The sequence below is a fragment of the Gillisia sp. JM1 genome (assembly GCF_000424645.1).
GTDB lineage: Bacteria > Bacteroidota > Bacteroidia > Flavobacteriales > Flavobacteriaceae > Gillisia.
In genome coordinates this window covers 351,414-368,727 of record NZ_AUKH01000007.1, presented here as the reverse complement: position 1 = coordinate 368,727, position 17,314 = coordinate 351,414, and the positions used below count along the sequence as shown (strand labels likewise).

General features: G+C 35.1%; 13 protein-coding genes. 4 read left to right on the top strand and 9 right to left on the bottom strand.

All coding sequences use genetic code 11. The features are described from left to right. Positions 1-48 precede the first annotated feature (48 nt). From H033_RS0101640 to H033_RS0101620, 5 genes are all read right to left on the bottom strand, one after another. Complete coding sequence (locus H033_RS0101640) at positions 49-906, bottom strand: alpha/beta hydrolase family protein (RefSeq protein WP_026836777.1); 858 nt, start codon at positions 904-906, stop codon at positions 49-51. Beyond that, on the bottom strand, positions 893-3,652 hold the full coding sequence (locus tag H033_RS0101635) for a PD-(D/E)XK nuclease family protein (protein ID WP_026836776.1): 2,760 nt from the start codon (positions 3,650-3,652) through the stop codon (positions 893-895). The genes H033_RS0101640 and H033_RS0101635 overlap by 14 nt, the downstream gene beginning before the upstream one ends. Before the next feature lie 64 nt (positions 3,653-3,716). Continuing rightward, positions 3,717-5,141, bottom strand: coding sequence for an OmpA family protein (locus H033_RS0101630; RefSeq protein ID WP_026836775.1), 1,425 nt, complete (start codon positions 5,139-5,141; stop codon positions 3,717-3,719). Positions 5,142-5,389: 248 nt separating this feature from the next. Further along, entirely contained in the window at positions 5,390-6,583 is a 1,194-nt protein-coding gene (kbl, locus tag H033_RS0101625; RefSeq protein ID WP_026836774.1) for a glycine C-acetyltransferase, read from the bottom strand. A 31-nt stretch (positions 6,584-6,614) separates the two neighbouring features. Further along, positions 6,615-9,755 (bottom strand): UvrD-helicase domain-containing protein, encoded by a 3,141-nt coding sequence (locus tag H033_RS0101620; protein WP_026836773.1) that lies wholly within the window; start codon positions 9,753-9,755, stop codon positions 6,615-6,617. A gap of 174 nt (positions 9,756-9,929) precedes the next feature. On the opposite strand from H033_RS0101620, the gene H033_RS0101615 reads away from it, so the two are divergent. Further along, the gene (locus H033_RS0101615; protein ID WP_026836772.1) at positions 9,930-10,544 is read left to right on the top strand and encodes a superoxide dismutase; all 615 of its coding nucleotides are present in this window, start codon (positions 9,930-9,932) and stop codon (positions 10,542-10,544) included. 234 nt (positions 10,545-10,778) lie between these two features. Here the strand turns inward: H033_RS0101615 and H033_RS0101610 are convergent, their stop codons facing one another. The 4 genes from H033_RS0101610 to purN all read right to left on the bottom strand — a co-directional run bounded on the left by H033_RS0101610 (position 10,779) and on the right by purN (position 14,831). Beyond that, the gene (locus H033_RS0101610; protein WP_026836771.1) at positions 10,779-12,677 is read right to left on the bottom strand and encodes a hypothetical protein; all 1,899 of its coding nucleotides are present in this window, start codon (positions 12,675-12,677) and stop codon (positions 10,779-10,781) included. 61 nt (positions 12,678-12,738) lie between these two features. After that, a complete protein-coding gene (locus H033_RS0101605) occupies positions 12,739-13,677 on the bottom strand; it encodes a PfkB family carbohydrate kinase (protein WP_026836770.1) in 939 nt (312 codons plus the stop codon). A 94-nt stretch (positions 13,678-13,771) separates the two neighbouring features. Beyond that, the gene (gene rnhA, locus H033_RS0101600) at positions 13,772-14,236 is read right to left on the bottom strand and encodes a ribonuclease HI (protein WP_026836769.1); all 465 of its coding nucleotides are present in this window, start codon (positions 14,234-14,236) and stop codon (positions 13,772-13,774) included. Beyond that, positions 14,229-14,831, bottom strand: a complete 603-nt coding sequence (purN, locus tag H033_RS0101595) for a phosphoribosylglycinamide formyltransferase (protein WP_026836768.1) — start codon at positions 14,829-14,831, stop codon at positions 14,229-14,231. Before purN ends, rnhA begins: the two co-directional genes overlap by 8 nt. Before the next feature lie 146 nt (positions 14,832-14,977). Here purN and H033_RS0101590 point away from each other — a divergent pair, with 146 nt between their 5' ends. The 3 genes from H033_RS0101590 to rnc are packed head-to-tail and all read left to right on the top strand — an operon-like array spanning position 14,978 to position 17,225. After that, positions 14,978-15,211 (top strand): acyl carrier protein, encoded by a 234-nt coding sequence (locus tag H033_RS0101590; RefSeq protein WP_010227409.1) that lies wholly within the window; start codon positions 14,978-14,980, stop codon positions 15,209-15,211. A 16-nt stretch (positions 15,212-15,227) separates the two neighbouring features. Then, positions 15,228-16,481: a beta-ketoacyl-ACP synthase II gene (gene fabF / locus H033_RS0101585; protein ID WP_026836767.1), complete on the top strand. Its 1,254-nt coding sequence runs from the start codon at positions 15,228-15,230 to the stop codon at positions 16,479-16,481. Between the two features lie 9 nt (positions 16,482-16,490). Continuing rightward, the gene (gene rnc, locus H033_RS0101580; protein WP_026836766.1) at positions 16,491-17,225 is read left to right on the top strand and encodes a ribonuclease III; all 735 of its coding nucleotides are present in this window, start codon (positions 16,491-16,493) and stop codon (positions 17,223-17,225) included. The last annotated feature ends 89 nt before the right edge of the window (positions 17,226-17,314 follow it).

Sequence of the window (17,314 nt, the reverse complement as noted above, 5' to 3'; positions counted from 1 at the left end):
GCGAAATTTATTTTGAGTTCTAAGAGACGATTATTTTCCCCAGTTTGGCTATGCTCTTTTGGAAATAAACTTTAAGGTTGCATCCAACACATAACGAAAATCTGAAGGAAGTTCATCGCTTTCCCAAGGATGTGATACCGCGTACACGTGATCTGCTCCTTCTACCAAGAGAAGTTCTGAATCTGGACTCCAATCGAATAATTTTCCAGAATCACTCAAAGGCACAGAAGTGTCTTTACTTCCATGAACCACCAAATGCGGAATCTTTAATGCTTTTGCAGCTCTAGCAATTGTTAACCGCTCTTTGTTTTCTTTGAGATTGGTATAAAACTGAAAATGATGAGGTAATTGTTGTTTGGTTCTAGTATTCACAATATAGTTTACACCTTTCTTTTCCCATTTTTTTAAAACATCTCCGGAAGGAAACCTAGAAGCAAAGTCAGATACCGAAGAAAAAGTAACCAATCTTGTAATCCTTTTTTCTTCTGCCGCTTTTATAATGCTTATTCCTCCTCCTCTGGAGTGACCTATTACTGTAATATCTGAAGTGTTTAAATCCTTGTGATACTTATTGTTAGATAAAAATAACCAATCTATAACCGATTGTAGATCGTCTAATTCCTTTATGTAGTTATTGTCTCCAAATGCTTCAATATCCAAAAATTCTGTCATATCTTCTGGAGTTGTGCCATTATGCGAGAAATTGAATTTCAGGAAAAAATAACCTTTTTCGGCAAATTCTTCAGCCATCAAGTCCCATGCGCCCCAATCTTTGAAACCTTTATAGCCATGACAAAAGATCACTATTGATTTCGGTTTATTGTTTTCAGAATAAACCAGATCTGTTAAAATAGGTTTATTATGTTTTCCTGTAATTTGAATATTGTTCTTTTTAATAAGCTCCATAAGCGGGTTTTATTTCTTTTTCTATAAATGGGATTTCTGGGTTACAAATCTCCAAAATCAAACTTGATAATTGCACCTGAAAATCATTTAGAATTTCTTCTGTAATGTTCGCATTTTTTATTGATTTTCCACCCTTTTTTTCTTTTAAACTGAATTTTAAAAATCCTTCTTTCAAATTTTTAAAGGAAATCACTCCGGCTTCTACTTCTCCATTATTACTTGTATTGTTTAGGAGCATAGTAGCATAGGTTAAAACCTGAAAGGGTTTGGAATACTTATCATAATCTGAAATGAGTAAATCCCAATCTGCTATTTCTAACTGATTTTGCATCACCTTGCCCGTTTTATAATCTACGATTCTTAAAACTCCATCTAAAAGATCTACACGATCCACTTTTCCTCTAATACTAACAGGGAAATCAAGTTCAGGAATGGAAAGTACTGAGGTGAGATTAGATTCCACTTCTTTAATAATGATATTTCTTCCTGCTTCCAATTCCTTGATTTCCATATTCAGGAAATTTATAACATATCGCTTTGCAACCTCAAAGATCAATAGGTTTTTTCCTAAGCTTAAAGGTGCTTTACTGTAGGTTTTTTCAAATTGAATCTTAACTTCTTTTGCAGTTCCTTTTTTGAGTTCTTTCAGTTTTTCTATAGTAAGCGCTTTCCCAATAAAAGGTTTATAAAACACTTCTAAAGTATCATGCACTACAGTACCTAAAGTGTTGTAAGCAACTGTTTCTTCAACCTCCTCAATATCTCTAATGCCAAGGATGTATTGCTTATAAAAGTCTAAAGGATTTCTTATATAAGTTGTGAGGGCTGAAGGTGAAAATCCGCGACCTGCTAATAGCTTTAATTTCTCTAGAACTTCAGCCGTCTTTTCAATCTGCTGAAGCTCATTTTTAACTACTGGAACTTCGGGAGAAATTATGGAAGAGGTTATTATATGGGCAGGTTGCTTTTCATGCAGCAACTGCAATAAGAATCTGCTTTTTTCACTTCCCATTTGGCTTTCTGTATCTGTATCATGGAGCAAGTAAATTTTCTTGGCTCTATGAAGCAAATGATAAAAGTGATAAGTGTAAATGGCATCTTTCTCCTTGTAGGTAGGAAGATTGAATGTTTTTTTAAGGTCGTAAGGGATAAAAGAATTATTGCTCTTTCCTGCGGGTAGAATTCCTTCGTTTACAGAGGTAAGAATAACTGTTTCAAAATCCAGTCCCCGTGTTTCTAACATTCCCATAAGTTGTAAACCCTGAAAAGGCCTTCCTTGAAAATCTAATGATTGCTGACTACTAAGTTCCCGGAAATACTGAAGCAGTGAAACCAAAGACGTGAAATGCGGAAATTCATTTATTAACTCAGCTAATCTTTCAACTACTAGATGGTAATGATATAAAAACTCAAGAGACAGGCTGTCTTCATCTTTATTTAATAGCTCCTTAAAATGCTTTATAATAACTTCGAAGCTTCGTAAAACTTGTTCTGGGTTAAGCTTTGTATCTGTGAAACAGGCCGAAATTAATTCCTGTTGTTCTGCTGAAAAAAAGCTTTCTATTTGCTGCTTGCTTAGATAAAGCAAATTTTCAGTTTTAATCTTATTTATAACCTCTTCCGATCTAAAATTAGTCGCCTTGATAATAAGGGGAGAACTCAAAATAGCAACGACATCTTTATAATAGATCTGATTATTTTCTATTTGATATATTTCAAATAATTTTTCAAAGAAACTGGAGAACACACTATATTTTAAGGGATATCCCATGGTAATGTTCAGTGCTTCAATATTATTAGGAATAGAATTTAGCATGGGTAGCAAAAGCGATTCGTCGCCTAACACCAATGCAGTAGAATTAAGTTGATCTTTAGTTAATTCTGAAAGTGTTTCTGCTACAAACTTAACCTGTCCAATGTTTTTTGGAACTCCAATAATCTCAATTTCCTTTTCAGAATTATAGGTATTCAAAGCAAATTCAAAATTGTTGGTTTTATAATAAGGCCAGTTTTCTAGGTATTGTCTTATAAACAAAGATGCATCGTGCGTATCGTCTTTCAAAAAAACTTCATCTATGTCCCAAAAGATCCTTGCTTTATTCGCCAACATAGATTGAATTATATGCTGCTCTGCATTGTTTAAGGCATTAAATCCCAAAAACACATAATTCGCGGCATTTAATTTAGCGAATTCATCAATCTTCTCTGCAGCATGTCTATAAATTAAACCTTGATACCCTTCAGATTTATTTAATAAATTCTCTTTAAGTAAGTTGTAATATTCAGGCAGTTTTTTCCAGAATACAAGATAGTTCTTAACTATGTCTGTTTGATTTTCACCTAAAGACCAGTGATTGGTATCCTGAATTTCAAAGAGATAATTGAAGATTTGCTTTGGGTCTATTAGGTATCTATCTATTTCGTTGAAGTCATGAATTAGGGTTTGTGCCCAATTGCCAAAACTTTCGAAATCTTCTAGTTTCTCTTTTGGGGTAAGCTCCTTGTAGACTGCATATAATTCGAAAAGGGAGTGTACAGTATCTATAGTTTTTAAGTCAGATACTTTTTCTGAAAACTCTTCAATACTAATTACTTCTGGAGAAAAGATAGGTTTATCTACCAAGTTTGCAAGTTCTTTTCTAAGAAAGGCACCAGCACGTTTACTGGGTAGCACAAAGGTCAATTTAGAAATATCCTTTTCTTGTAAAAGGAGTTTTTTAAGAATTTGGGAGATAAAAGATGTCATAGGTTAAAAATAGAAAACGCCCCGAAGAATCGGGGCGTTTTTTAAAAAACTTTAAAGTTTTCTACTACATTTTATCAGTAGAATCTTTTTCAGTGTTTTTCATTTCTCTGTCTTTATCTAAAGAAATTTCAACACGTCTGTTATCTTGTCTTCCAGCTGCAGTATTATTAGTTGCAATTGGTCTAGACTCACCGTAACCCTCAGAAGTTAATCTGTTATCTGGAATACCAGCAGAGATTAAAAATTCTCTTACAGAAGAAGCACGTTCTTTAGATAGTTTCAAGTTATACTCATCACCACCTTGAGAATCTGTATGACCTCCAATATGGAAAATAGTGTTTGGATATTCTTCCATGATATCTGCAATAGATTTCAAAGCAGAACCAGAATCTGGACGTATAGAAGCTTTAGCTAAATCAAACAATACAGTTTTAGAATATTCGTTCAATTCTGCAATTACAACTACAGTTGGTTCTGGACATCCGTTATTAGCTACAGTTCCTGCAACCTCTGGACACTCATCATCCTTATCTAAAACACCATCGCCATCTTTATCTTCGAAAGGACAACCGTTGTTTTCTTTTGGACCAGCTTCGTTAGGACATTCGTCTTCACTATCTTTTACACCATCACCATCAGCATCAGGACATCCATTCATTGCAGCAATTCCTGCTACAGTAGGACATTCATCTTTAGGATCAGCGATTCCGTCACCGTCAGTATCAGGACATCCGTCAAACTCAGCTAAACCAGCCTCGTTAGGACAAGCATCTTTACGATCTTCGATTCCGTCACCGTCAGTATCAGGACATCCGTTGAATTCTGCTAAACCAGCAGTCTCAGGACATTCATCATCTTTGTCATAAATTCCATCGCCGTCAGTATCTTTTCCTCCGAAGATGAATTTAATACCAGCAGCATGTTGGAAATGTGAATCTGCTTCATCTTTGAAAGCATGTTTGTAAGTAGACTGTACGTTTAAAGCGATATTGTCTGAGAACCAGATATTGAATCCAGCTTTACCGTTTAAAGTTCCGTTACCTTCTTCATCTAACCAGTTGTAACCACCACCAACTCCAAGTTGCGGGTCAAACCATCCGTCGTTCAATAAAGCTCTAAGACTGTAGTTAGCCATACCATCAACAGCGTAGTAAGATAAATCGTCTACACTTTGATCTCCAAAAGTATCTATTTGGTTAACAGAACCTGCAACCTCAACTACGAATCCACCACCCACGTATCTAGAAACAGAAAGTCTAGAAACAGAAGGAAGAATATTCCATTTGTTAGTATCGAAGAATTTGTCTCCAAATTCTCCTCCAGCCACGCCGTTACCGACCATACCCGGGGTGTCATCACCAGTACCACCATAATTAACCGCGTTTACGCCAATACCTATGGCCCACGGGTTGTTTTCGTCTTGTGCTTGCATTGAAGAGAAGCCCAAAACAAACATTGAAGCTAATAAAAATCTGCTAAGATGTTTCATATTTGTTGATTTAGTTTTAAGTGTTAATTGAAGCAAAAGTATGTGCTAATTCGATATTAACAAAGATAAAAATAATAAAGTTTTCTTAATTGACCTCTATATATACTGTATTTAAAGGGTTTTGCTTTGTTTTAAGTTAAAAAACCAGTTTATTTCATCTAATTTTTAGGCTATAAAATTATCAATATTAGCCTTAAAAAATTAGATTAAATCAATGTTTTTAACAAATGATTGATTAGGTTAGTCCTTTATATTACTTTTAATTCTTTTCCCACTTTTGTGAAAGCAGCAATGGCTTTGTCTAAATGTTCTCTTTCATGCGCAGCAGAAAGTTGAACTCGAATTCTTGCTTTATCTTTAGGGACTACTGGGAAAAAGAAGCCAATTACATAAATTCCTTCTTCTAGTAATTTATCTGCCATATCCTGAGATAACTTTGCATCGTATAACATTACTGGTACAATTGCAGAATCCCCATCTATAACATCAAAACCTGCAGCCTTCATTTTTTCTTTGAAATACTTAGTATTATCCTCTAATTTATCTCTTAAACTTGTATCATTTTTAAGCATATCGAAAACCTTTATAGAGGCACCAACTATAGAAGGAGCTAAGGAATTCGAAAATAGATATGGTCTGGAACGTTGTCTTAAAAGGTCTATGATCTCTTTCTTACCGGTTGTGTAACCTCCCATTGCGCCTCCAAGGGCCTTACCAAAGGTTCCGGTAATAATATCTATTCTACCTAAAACACCTTTTTCTTCCATGGTTCCAATACCTGTCTTCCCAATAAATCCTGTTGCATGACATTCATCTACCATTACCATGGCATCATATTTATCGGCTAGATCACATATTTTATCTAAAGGAGCAACTAAACCATCCATGGAGAAAACGCCATCGGTCACGATCAATTTAAATCTAGTACCTTTTTCATTAGCGGCTTGGAGTTGTTTCTCCAGATCTTCCATATTGCCATTCGCATAACGATACCTTGCAGCTTTACAAAGACGAACTCCATCGATAATAGAAGCATGATTCAAAGAATCTGATATTATTGCATCTTCTGCAGATAATAAAGGCTCAAAGATCCCACCATTGGCATCAAAACACGCAGCATACAAAATAGTATCTTCTGTCCCGTAGAAATCGGCTACTTTCTGTTCCAGCTCTTTATGGATATCCTGAGTTCCACAAATAAATCGAACACTGGACATTCCAAATCCATGAGAATCCATAGTATCTTTAGCCGCTTGGATTACATCTGGATGAGAAGACAGTCCTAAATAGTTGTTAGAACAAAAGTTAAGAACCTCTTGGCCAGTACTTATTTTTATAGCAGCTCCTTGGGGAGAAGTAATTATGCGTTCTTTTTTATAAAGTCCATTTTCTTTTATCTCTTTTATTTCAGCTTCTAAATGCTCTTTTATTGATCCGTACATAATTTTAATTTTATTCAAAAATAAACATCTTTTAAACAAATGTGAGCTTCACTTCTGTATTAATATATATCAGTATTTTTTTAAGGCTAGTATATCCCATTTCGGATAAGATGTTTTCATATTGTTCCATTTGAAGCTGATGCGATTTTTGGAAAGCTCCTGTTTTATAATCTATAATTGTAACAAATTTGTCATTTATGTTCAATCTATCAGGACGCAAAACCTCCCCATTAGGGCTTAAAATATTCTTTTCTTTAACTACTAAAGCATCCGAAGTATAATATTCTGATAGTTCTGGATGAAGAATAACTTCTGAAATTAATTTCTCCAATTCCTGAAGTTCGCTTTCAGATAAATTTTCATCCTGAGTAAATTTTTTGATCGCTGAAGACATATCCTCTAAAGTATCTATTTCTGAAAATATATCATGATACAAATCCCCTTTTATAATCGCTTTTTCCTGAAGGGAATCCCATAGCAAACCAGATTTAGTCATTATTTGTACGGCATTATTTTGCGTTGATGATGAGAAAAAATGATTGTTTTTAAGGTTAGTAGGAGTTTCTGAAATTTTATAGTTTTCTATCCTTTTCAATCCAAACTCGAAAGTTTCTTGGTCATCATTCCATACACCCTTGTCTTTTAAATATCCAATGAGCAAACCAGATACTTTATTTTCATTTATCTCTCCTTTAGAGCTAATGTCTAAATTAGAAATTATATAAAGTTGTTGGGATGCTCTGGTAAATGCCACATATAGAATATTGATGCTGTCAAACTCTGTTTTATCCAAAAGCTCTTGATAAGCGTTCGCTTCTGTTTCTCCCCAATCCAACATTCCTTTTGAAGCTTTTAAATATCCAATAGGGATATCGTTTAAACCTTCAGGTAAAGGCAACCAGATAGATTCTCGCGAGATATCCTGTAATGCAGAATTTGCAAAAGGGTAGATCACAATTGGGAATTCTAGGCCTTTAGATTTATGAATGGTCATTATCTGGACCGCGTCATCAGACTTTGGGGCGAGGATGCTTAGTTTTTCTCTTTTTTGATTCCAGAGCTCTAAAAATTCTGATACACCAATGTTTTTATTATTTAAGGAATCAAAAACAAAATCTAAATAGAACTGGAGATAGGAGTCGGAATTTTTAATTAAAGAAAATGCTCTTATAATATATTCGGCAGCTTCATATATAGATAATATCTGAATTTTTTTAATGTCAAAATAAATATCATACTCTGTTAACCAACCAAAAAATTCCTGATGTTCCTTTTCTAAATTTTCAAGGAATAATTTGTGAGCATCTTTAATATCTAATTTCTGAACCAGATAATTAAGCAACTCCCATTTTATATTTTTATCGCGAGGATTTAATGAAGCAGTAAATAGATTATTTATAAAACGAACTTCTGGAGAATTAGACACCAACAGGGATTCTGATGAAACTATAGCTAAACCTTGCTCATTTAAATAGTTTGCAATGGCAAAACTTTCCTTTCTCGTCCTTGTTAAAATACAAATATCACTTCTGGAGACACCTTGCTCATCTAGATTTTTAATTATTTCTAAAGACTTTATAGGGTGCAATTCTAATTCTTCCTCCTTCTTTTTAGCTTCCAAAAAAGAAACATTCACATAGCCGCCTACTTGCCTGATGGGTTCTTGAGCACTTCCCATAAAAAGAGTTTTATAGGTGTTGCTTTCGAACTTATTAGAAATATACTGGAAGAAGGAATTATTAAATTCTACTACTCCTTTAGCGCTTCTATAATTAGAAGGAAGATCTATTACTTCTTTTTCTACTTGGAATGGATTTTCAGTCATACAGAGATCGATGAACTGTTCTGCTTTCCCACCCCTAAATCTATAAATTGACTGTTTCGCATCTCCAACTAAGGTTATGTTTGCGGCTGGCTCAGTATCGGATTGTATGGTGTTAAGATTGTGATCTGCTAATGGGATTATATTGGTCCACTGCATTTCTGAAGTGTCCTGAAACTCGTCTATAAAGTAATTCTTGTAGCGTTCTCCAAGACGCTCGTATATAAAAGGTACAGGTTGATTGTTGATCTCTTTGGCGATGGTTGGATTAAAATCGGAGATCAATACAAGGGAGCGTTCTTTCTTGATCTTATCAATCTCATTGGAAATTTCACTTAACAGAGAAAGCGGAATGATACTTTTATCGATAGCTTTTAAATAGTCCCGTTTAAGAATAGCTCTTTTAGATCTATTAAAAAGTTCTGCAATTTCAGATTGATGTTGATCTAAAACAGCTTTCTTATCATCACTTAATCTTTGTGGGTAAAGAGGAGAATCTTCAAGTTTATCTTGCCATTTAGCTCCAAATAATTTTATAAAATTCTGATTTTTAATTTTAGCAAAATACTTAAACAAATAACCGCCATTGAAATCTTTTTCGCTGAGATCAAAATTCGTTACAAGCTCAAAAAAGGATTTAGCATATCCTGTGATATCTTCTTCGATTAAAATAATTCCCAATTTCATTTTTTCAGAAAAATCGGCGAAATCTTGAAGACTTTTTCCTTTCAGTTGTTGTACATATTGCTGCTGACTTTCACGAATGAGCAATTTTGAGAAAGAGAATAGATCCCTACTAATATCCCAACTCTTGTCATCATCGGTTTTATCTAATGTAAACTTCAAAAGCACTTTAGTAAGTTCTTTTTCTTCTCCTGCTCTATTGATAACCCGGTCTACTGCCTCTTGCAGAATAAGATCTAAATTAAGCTCCACTTCAAAATTCACTGGAATTCCAAGATCCTTGGCAAAAGTCCTTATTATTTTATGCGTGAACCTATCTATCGTTGAAATATCGAAAGCAGCGTAATTATGAAGAATATTCTTAAGGATCCTTTTTGATCGTTTCTGGATTTCTTCCTTAGTCAAATTGGTCTCCTTAATAAGAAGTGTCAAAAGAGATTCGCTATTAGCAGGAGTTTCCTGCTTTGCTAAAGAACTCAATCCAACAATAAGCCTAGATTTCATTTCACCAACAGCTTTGTTGGTAAAAGTGATTGCGAGAATGTTTTTATAAGCATCATCTCTGCTACTATTTAAAAGTAATACTAGGTAATCTTTTACCAAAGTAAAAGTTTTGCCTGAGCCTGCAGAAGCGTTATATATGGTAAAGGTGTTGGGATTGATCAACTAAATGGAGTTTTATGATAGTTAGCGAGTCTAAATTTAAAGGAATATGGTAATAAATCCTTCTAATTAAAACACAATCTTTAAGTATTTTATAACACAAAAACATTTAGATTAAATTCCTTAATGCTTAAATTTGAAACAATTGAATAAATATTAACTAAAAAACATATAATTATGGCTTTTGAATTACCAAAGTTGAACTATTCCTTTGATGCATTAGAACCACATATAGATGCCAAAACAATGGAGATTCATCATGATAAGCATCATGCGGGATATACAAGCAAGTTAAATGACGCTATTAAGGGAACAGATAATGAAGGCAAAACGATAGAGAATATCCTTGAGAACCTAGACATGAAGAATAAAGCTGTTAGAAATAACGGTGGTGGTTTTTATAACCATAGATTATTCTGGGAAGTTATGTCACCAGATGGAGGTGGGAAACCAGAAGGGGAACTTGCAAAAGCTATAGACGCTGCATTTGGCTCTTTTGACTCTTTTAAAGATGAGTTTTCTAAAGCTGGAGCTACACAATTTGGATCTGGATGGGCATGGTTATGTGTGCATAAAGGAGGAAAGGTAGAAGTTTGTTCTACTCCAAACCAAGACAACCCTTTAATGCCAAAAACAGGATGTGGTGGAAAACCAATCTTAGGGATGGATGTTTGGGAACACGCTTATTATTTAAAATATCAGAATAAGCGTCCAGAGTATATTAATGCATTCTTTAATGTGATTAACTGGAAAGAGGTTTCTGCAAGATACGCTCAGGAGAAAGAAAAATAGATCTTGATATATAAAATGAAAATGGCCGAGGAAACTCGGCTTTTTTTTGTTCACTATTGCGCATAAAAAAAGGTGGATGAGATCCACCTTTTTTTGCCCCAAATCTACCATGAACTTAACCTACTTATGCTATGGCTTTGCTAATATATGTAATTAATACAGCCACACAAACACTTTTAGATGAACAACCCAGATATTAGTTAAACGGTAAATTATTCGCTAAAACATAAGAACTTAGTAAGCTCTTCCTTCATTTCCTTCATAAAAGTTTATAAAAGCTCTATTTACTACACGATTTCCTCCAAAAGTAGGATAGTTTCCAGTGAAATACCAGTCTCCTAAATGGTCAGGACAGGCTTTATGAAGATTCTCTACAGTTTGATAAATGATCTTTACTTTAGTTTTTACTTCTGGTTCGCTTAGCAATTCTGCAATCTTATCAGAGATCTCTTGGTCTGTAAACGGTTCGTAAATTTCTTTTACAAAATTCTTCACATCCTTGTCTTCCAGATGCTCCTGTAATTTGCACTTATTATAAACCTCTTCTATAAGATCATATTTACCGGCATCTTTTAAAAGTTCAAGTGCTGCTCTAAAAGCCACTAAACCTTCAAGCCTCGCCATATCTATCCCATAACAATCTGGATATCTTATTTGTGGAGCAGATGAAACCACAACCAATTGCTTCGGATTTAATCTATCCATCATTTTAATGATACTCTTCTTGAGGGTTGTTCCCCTAACAATACTATCATCTATGATCACCAAATTGTCTTCGGGTTTTACCACTCCATAAGTAACATCGTAAACATGTGCTACCAGATCGTCCCGACTACTGTCTTCAGTAATAAAAGTTCGAAGTTTCACATCTTTAATAGCAACCTTTTCAGTTCTTAGCTTGTGAGCCAAGATTTCTTTAAGCCTTTCATCTGTAAGAGTATCTTTTTCAGAAAGAATGGCTTCATTTTTTTGCTTGTTCAATTCATCCTGCGCTGCTTCCACCATTCCTAAGAAAGAGGTTTCTGCCGTGTTTGGAATAAAAGAGAAAACGGTGTTAATAGTGTCGTGATCTATAGAGTTTAATACCTCTGGCATTAAAAGACGGCCAAGCATTTTACGCTCCTTATAAATTTCTGCATCACTACCTCTAGAAAAATAGATTCGCTCGAAGGAGCATGCTTTTCTCTCTAATGGCTCTAAAATTTGTTTAATGGATACTTCTCCATCCAGCTTAGTGATAATTGCATGCCCGGGTTCTAATTCTTTTACATCTTCAAACTTCACATTGAAAACTGTTTGAATTACAGGTCTTTCTGAAGCAACTACTACAATTTCATCATCTTGATAATAATATGCTGGTCTAATTCCTGAAGGATCTCTTAGCACAAATGAATCTCCATGGCCTAATAATCCGGCCATTGCATAGCCACCATCCCAGTCTTTTGCAGACTTCCGCAAGATCTTTGCAACATTAAGCCTATCTGCAATTAATGGAGATGCCTCTACTTTTGTATAGCCTTCTTTCTTTAATTTCTTATATAATTTACGAACTTCATCATCTAAAAAGTGCCCAATCTTCTCCATCACCGTTACAGTATCTGCACGTTCTTTAGGGTGTTGGCCAAGTTCTACCAGCTTATCAAAAAGCTTGGAGACATTGGTCATATTGAAATTCCCGGCGACAATAAGGTTACGGTGCATCCAGTTGTTCTGGCGAAGAAAAGGATGAACGCTCTCAATACTGTTCTTACCAAAAGTTCCGTAGCGTACGTGTCCTAGATAAAGTTCTCCTATGTATGGAATATTTTTTTTCTGAAGGGCTACATCATTAACATATTCAGGGTGCTCAATTAATTCTGTATTAATACGTTCGTTGATCTGGGCAAATATATCCTGAATAGGTTGAGAAGCATTAGATCGTAATCTACTAATGTACCTATCTCCAGGATCTGTATTCAATTTAATACTAGCAAAGCCCGCTCCGTCTTGTCCACGGTTATGCTGCTTCTCCATCATTAAATACATTTTGTTTACTCCGTAAAATGCACTCCCATATTTTTCTTTGTAGAATTCTAAGGGTTTCAATAGTCGGATCTGTGCAATCCCACACTCATGTTTTAATGCGTCACTCATAATAAATACCTTTCCTCAATAGGGTTGAAAAATAATTTTAGTCACAAAAAAAACCCTGAAATTACAGGGTTTTTGTAGGCGTTAATTCTATATCGAATTGTGTTAAGCTCTGAAACTCTTGAAGGCGTGATTCTAATTCAGAATGTTTTAGATTCTCCATTCTTTCAGTTCCGAATTTCTCTACACAAAAGGAAGCTAAACTGGATCCATAGATCACAGCATTCTTCATGTTTTCAAAAGAAATATCTTCAGATTGTGCTAAATAACCGGTAAAGCCACCTGCAAAGGTATCTCCTGCTCCAGTTGGGTCAAAAACTTCTTCTAATGGTAATGCAGGTGCAAAAAAGATCTGGTCTTTATGAAACAATAATGCTCCATGCTCTCCTTTTTTGATCACTACATATTTAGGGCCCATTTTTTCGATCTTTCTAGCTGCTCTAACCAAAGAGTGCTCTTCAGTCAATTGGCGAGCTTCTTCATCGTTAATAGTTATTACATCTACTTTAGCGATCACTTTTTTGAGATCTTCTAGTGCGTTATCCATCCAAAAGTTCATTGTATCTAATACAACTAGTTTTGGGTTGTTAACCTGTTCTAAAACACTCAATTGAACTAAAGGATGAAGGTTCCCCAACATCACAATTTCTGAATCTTTGAAATCTACAGGAACAACAGGTTTAAAATCGGCTAACACATTTAATTGCGTATCTAAAGTGTCTCTGGTATTTAAATCATTGTGGTATTTTCCTCTCCAAAAGAAAGTTTTTCCTCCCTTTACTACCTCAATTCCTTGGATGTCTATTTCTTTACTGGTTAGAAGATCCATATGTTCCTGTGGGAAATCTTCTCCTACTACAGAAACTATAGCGCTTTTAACGTTGAATTGGGAAGCAGATAAACCAATATATGTGGCAGCACCACCTAATATTTTATCGGTTTTTCCAAATGGGGTTTCAATTGCATCGAAGGCTACTGTGCCTACTATCAATAATTTACTCATAATTACGTTTCAAAAATGTGCTGCAAATATACGGTTTGTTTTTCAAGACACTTAGCAATTTTGAAAATTATGAGATCAATTTTCACAGGAGGATCTATTCAGCAAAACCTTCGTCTATAAGAAGACGTTTTTCTTTAGATGCTGCCACCGCGAGCGTATCGCAGCGTTCATTTTGAACATGGTTATTGTGGCCTCTAATCCAATGAAAATCTACTTTGTGCTTTCTGTATTCTACAAGAAAATCTTTCCAGAGATCTGTATTCTTCCTCTCTTTAAATTTTTTCTTCTCCCAACCAAAGACCCAGCCTTTTTTTACAGAATCTACCACATATTTAGAATCTGTAAATACCAGAATAGATACTCCGGGTTTTTTGAGCTTTTTTAAGGCGTCGATAACAGCCAGCAATTCCATTCTATTATTGGTAGTGTGCTTAAAACCTTTAGAAAATTCTTTTTTATAAGGTTTGCCTACCCATTCCATTACAATTCCGTAACCACCAGGACCGGGATTGCCACGTGCGGCACCGTCCGTATAAATATGAACTTCAGGATTAATCAATTGTTGAAGATTCTAATAGATTCTCGATCACTTTCGGGAAATGCCGATGTTCTAGTTCGTGAATTTTTTCAGTAAGACTTGTAAGTGTTTCTGTAGAAGAAATGGAAAATGCTTTTTGAAAGATGATCTGGCCATCATCATAATTCTCATTCACGTAATGTATAGTAATTCCGGTTTCTTTTTCTTTATTATCTAACACAGCTTGATGCACATTATTTCCAAACATTCCTTTTCCGCCATATTTAGGCAGTAATGCAGGATGAAGATTTATAACCTTATTTGGAAACTTTTCTAGAATAGAAGAGGGGAATAGCCAAAGAAAGCCAGCCAATACTATAAGATCTGGATTGGTGTCTTCTAAAATATTTAAAACATCATTCGTGTTATAAAATGCATCTCTATCAAAATAAAGTGCTTTCACATTTAATTTCTGTGCTCTGTCTAAAACTCTTGCTGAAGGCTTATTGGATAGTACAGAAACCACTTCGGTGGTGCCAGAAGCTTTAAAATATCGTATAATGTTCTCAGCGTTAGAGCCTGAGCCAGATGCGAAGACAACAATTTTCTTGGAAAATATTCTTTTTGATGGGGACAAATCTTCGCTATTAACAATTATTAAGTGTAAAAATAAAGGGTTTAAATGAAAATTACGTAAATTCCCGTCACATTTTTAAACTAAAAACGAGTTTTAAAGTAAAGTTTTTTATTTTTGCCACTTAATCAAAATTAAAATAGAATATTATGTCAGACATTGCATCAAGAGTAAAAGCGATTATCGTTGACAAATTAGGCGTAGACGAGAACGAAGTTGTTACAGAAGCAAGTTTCACGAACGACCTAGGCGCTGATTCATTAGACACTGTGGAATTGATCATGGAATTTGAAAAAGAATTCGATATCCAGATTCCAGATGACCAAGCAGAAAACATTGCTACAGTTGGTCAAGCAATTTCTTATATTGAAAAAGCTAAATAAAAAAGAATAGTACTATATGGAGTTAAAGCGAGTAGTAGTTACAGGCTTAGGAGCCCTCACGCCTATTGGAAACAATGTTGAAGAATATTGGAATGCATTGGTAGCTGGTAAGAGTGGGTGTGCACCTATAACCTATTTCGATGCTGAAAAGTTTAAGACAAAATTCGCTTGTGAACTCAAAAATTTTAATGCGCTTGATTTTTTCGATCGGAAAGAAGCTAGAAAGTTAGATAGATTTGCGCAATACGCAATTGTTGCGTCAGATGAAGCCATTAAAGACTCCGGAATAGACCTGAATGTTGTTAACAAACATAGGGTTGGAGTGATTTGGGGAGCAGGAATTGGAGGACTGGAAACATTCCAGGATGAGGTGATCAATTTCTCTGAAGGAGATGGAACACCGCGTTTTAATCCATTTTTCATCCCTAAGATGATTGCAGATATTGCTCCTGGTAATATCTCGATTCGTCATGGTTTCATGGGAGCAAACTACACAACAGTTTCGGCTTGTGCTTCTGCTGCTAATGCTATGTTTGATGCTTTAAATAATATTCGCTTGGGATATAGCGATGTGATTATTTCTGGCGGATCTGAAGCTGCAGTAACAAAAGCGGGAATGGGAGGATTTAATGCCATGCATGCTCTTTCTACAAGAAATGAAAGTCCCGAAACGGCTTCTAGACCTTTTGATGCAACCAGAGATGGATTTGTATTAGGAGAAGGAGCAGGTGCTTTGGTTTTAGAAGAATATGAACATGCAAAAGCACGTGGAGCAAAGATCTACGCCGAATTTGTTGGCGGAGGACTTTCTTCTGACGCCTACCACATGACGGCGCCACATCCAGACGGAATTGGTGTCATTGCAGTAATGGAGAATTGTTTGCAAAATGCAGGTTTAAAACCTGAAGATGTAGACGCAATTAATACTCATGGAACATCTACACCACTAGGGGACGTAGCTGAACTGAAAGCAATCTCTAAAGTTTTTGGAGAACACGCTAAGAATATTAATATCAATTCAACAAAATCCATGACAGGTCATCTGTTAGGAGCTGCGGGAGCTATTGAAGCTATTTCTTCAATACTTTCTATGAAGCATGGAATTATCCCTCCAACGATCAATCACGAACATCAAGATGAAAACATAGATCCGGAATTAAATCTTACTTTGAACAAAGCGCAAAAACGCGAAGTTAACCTAGTAATGAGTAATACTTTTGGATTTGGAGGTCATAACGCATGTGTACTGTTTAAAAAATTAGATGAATAACCTATCGCAATGAGTGTTATTCGAAACATATTAAATTCCCGTTCTTCTAAAGGCGGGAATTTTTTTATAGAAATGCAAAAGATCTTGGGATTTAGACCTAAGAATATCAATTTCTATAGAAAAGCATTTACTCACAGATCTTTAAATCAAAGAGATGAAGAAGGGAATGCTATAAATTTTGAACGTTTGGAATTTTTGGGAGATGCTATGCTTAGTGCAGTAATAGCAGCCTATTTGTTTAAGACAGTTCCAGGTGGCAATGAAGGGTATCTTACCAAGATGCGCTCTAAGGTTGTAAGCCGAAAGCATTTGAATGAATTGGGTAAAGACCTGAATCTTATTGGTCACGTGCAAACTAATATTCCAAAGGAACAGTTTGGAGCAAATATTCACGGAAACCTTTTTGAAGCCCTGATAGGAGCAATTTATTGGGATCGTGGATATAAATATTGCAAGAAATTTATATTTGATAGGGTTATCATTCCATATGTAGATATCGAACAGCTGGAAGGAAAAGTGATTAGTTATAAGAGCTTACTTATAGAATGGTGCCAAAAAACCAAGAAAAACTTCAATTACGAGGTTTATGATGATTCTGGTAATGAAGAAATGAAACACTTCGCTGTAAAACTTAGAATCGAAGATAAAGTGGTGGCAAAAGCAAGGGCTACTTCAAAAAAGAAAGCAGAAGAAAAGGCATCTAAAAGGGCATATTACGCGCTTCAAACTAAGATAGATAACTAGAAATCAACTCTTTCCAACTATAACGTTTTCGTAAGTATTTCGCAAAAAATGTTCTAATTTCCTTAGAATTCTGTATTCTTATTCTATCT

Coding starts and splice junctions, on each gene's coding strand:
- H033_RS0101640 (WP_026836777.1), bottom strand. CDS start 906: ATGGAGCTTATTAAAAAGAACAATATTCAAATTACAGGAAAACATAAT.
- H033_RS0101610 (WP_026836771.1), bottom strand. CDS start 12,677: ATGAGTGACGCATTAAAACATGAGTGTGGGATTGCACAGATCCGACTA.
- kbl (WP_026836774.1), bottom strand. CDS start 6,583: ATGTACGGATCAATAAAAGAGCATTTAGAAGCTGAAATAAAAGAGATA.
- rnc (WP_026836766.1), top strand. CDS start 16,491: ATGAGTGTTATTCGAAACATATTAAATTCCCGTTCTTCTAAAGGCGGG.
- H033_RS0101605 (WP_026836770.1), bottom strand. CDS start 13,677: ATGAGTAAATTATTGATAGTAGGCACAGTAGCCTTCGATGCAATTGAA.
- H033_RS0101615 (WP_026836772.1), top strand. CDS start 9,930: ATGGCTTTTGAATTACCAAAGTTGAACTATTCCTTTGATGCATTAGAA.
- H033_RS0101630 (WP_026836775.1), bottom strand. CDS start 5,141: ATGAAACATCTTAGCAGATTTTTATTAGCTTCAATGTTTGTTTTGGGC.
- H033_RS0101590 (WP_010227409.1), top strand. CDS start 14,978: ATGTCAGACATTGCATCAAGAGTAAAAGCGATTATCGTTGACAAATTA.
- H033_RS0101635 (WP_026836776.1), bottom strand. CDS start 3,652: ATGACATCTTTTATCTCCCAAATTCTTAAAAAACTCCTTTTACAAGAA.
- fabF (WP_026836767.1), top strand. CDS start 15,228: ATGGAGTTAAAGCGAGTAGTAGTTACAGGCTTAGGAGCCCTCACGCCT.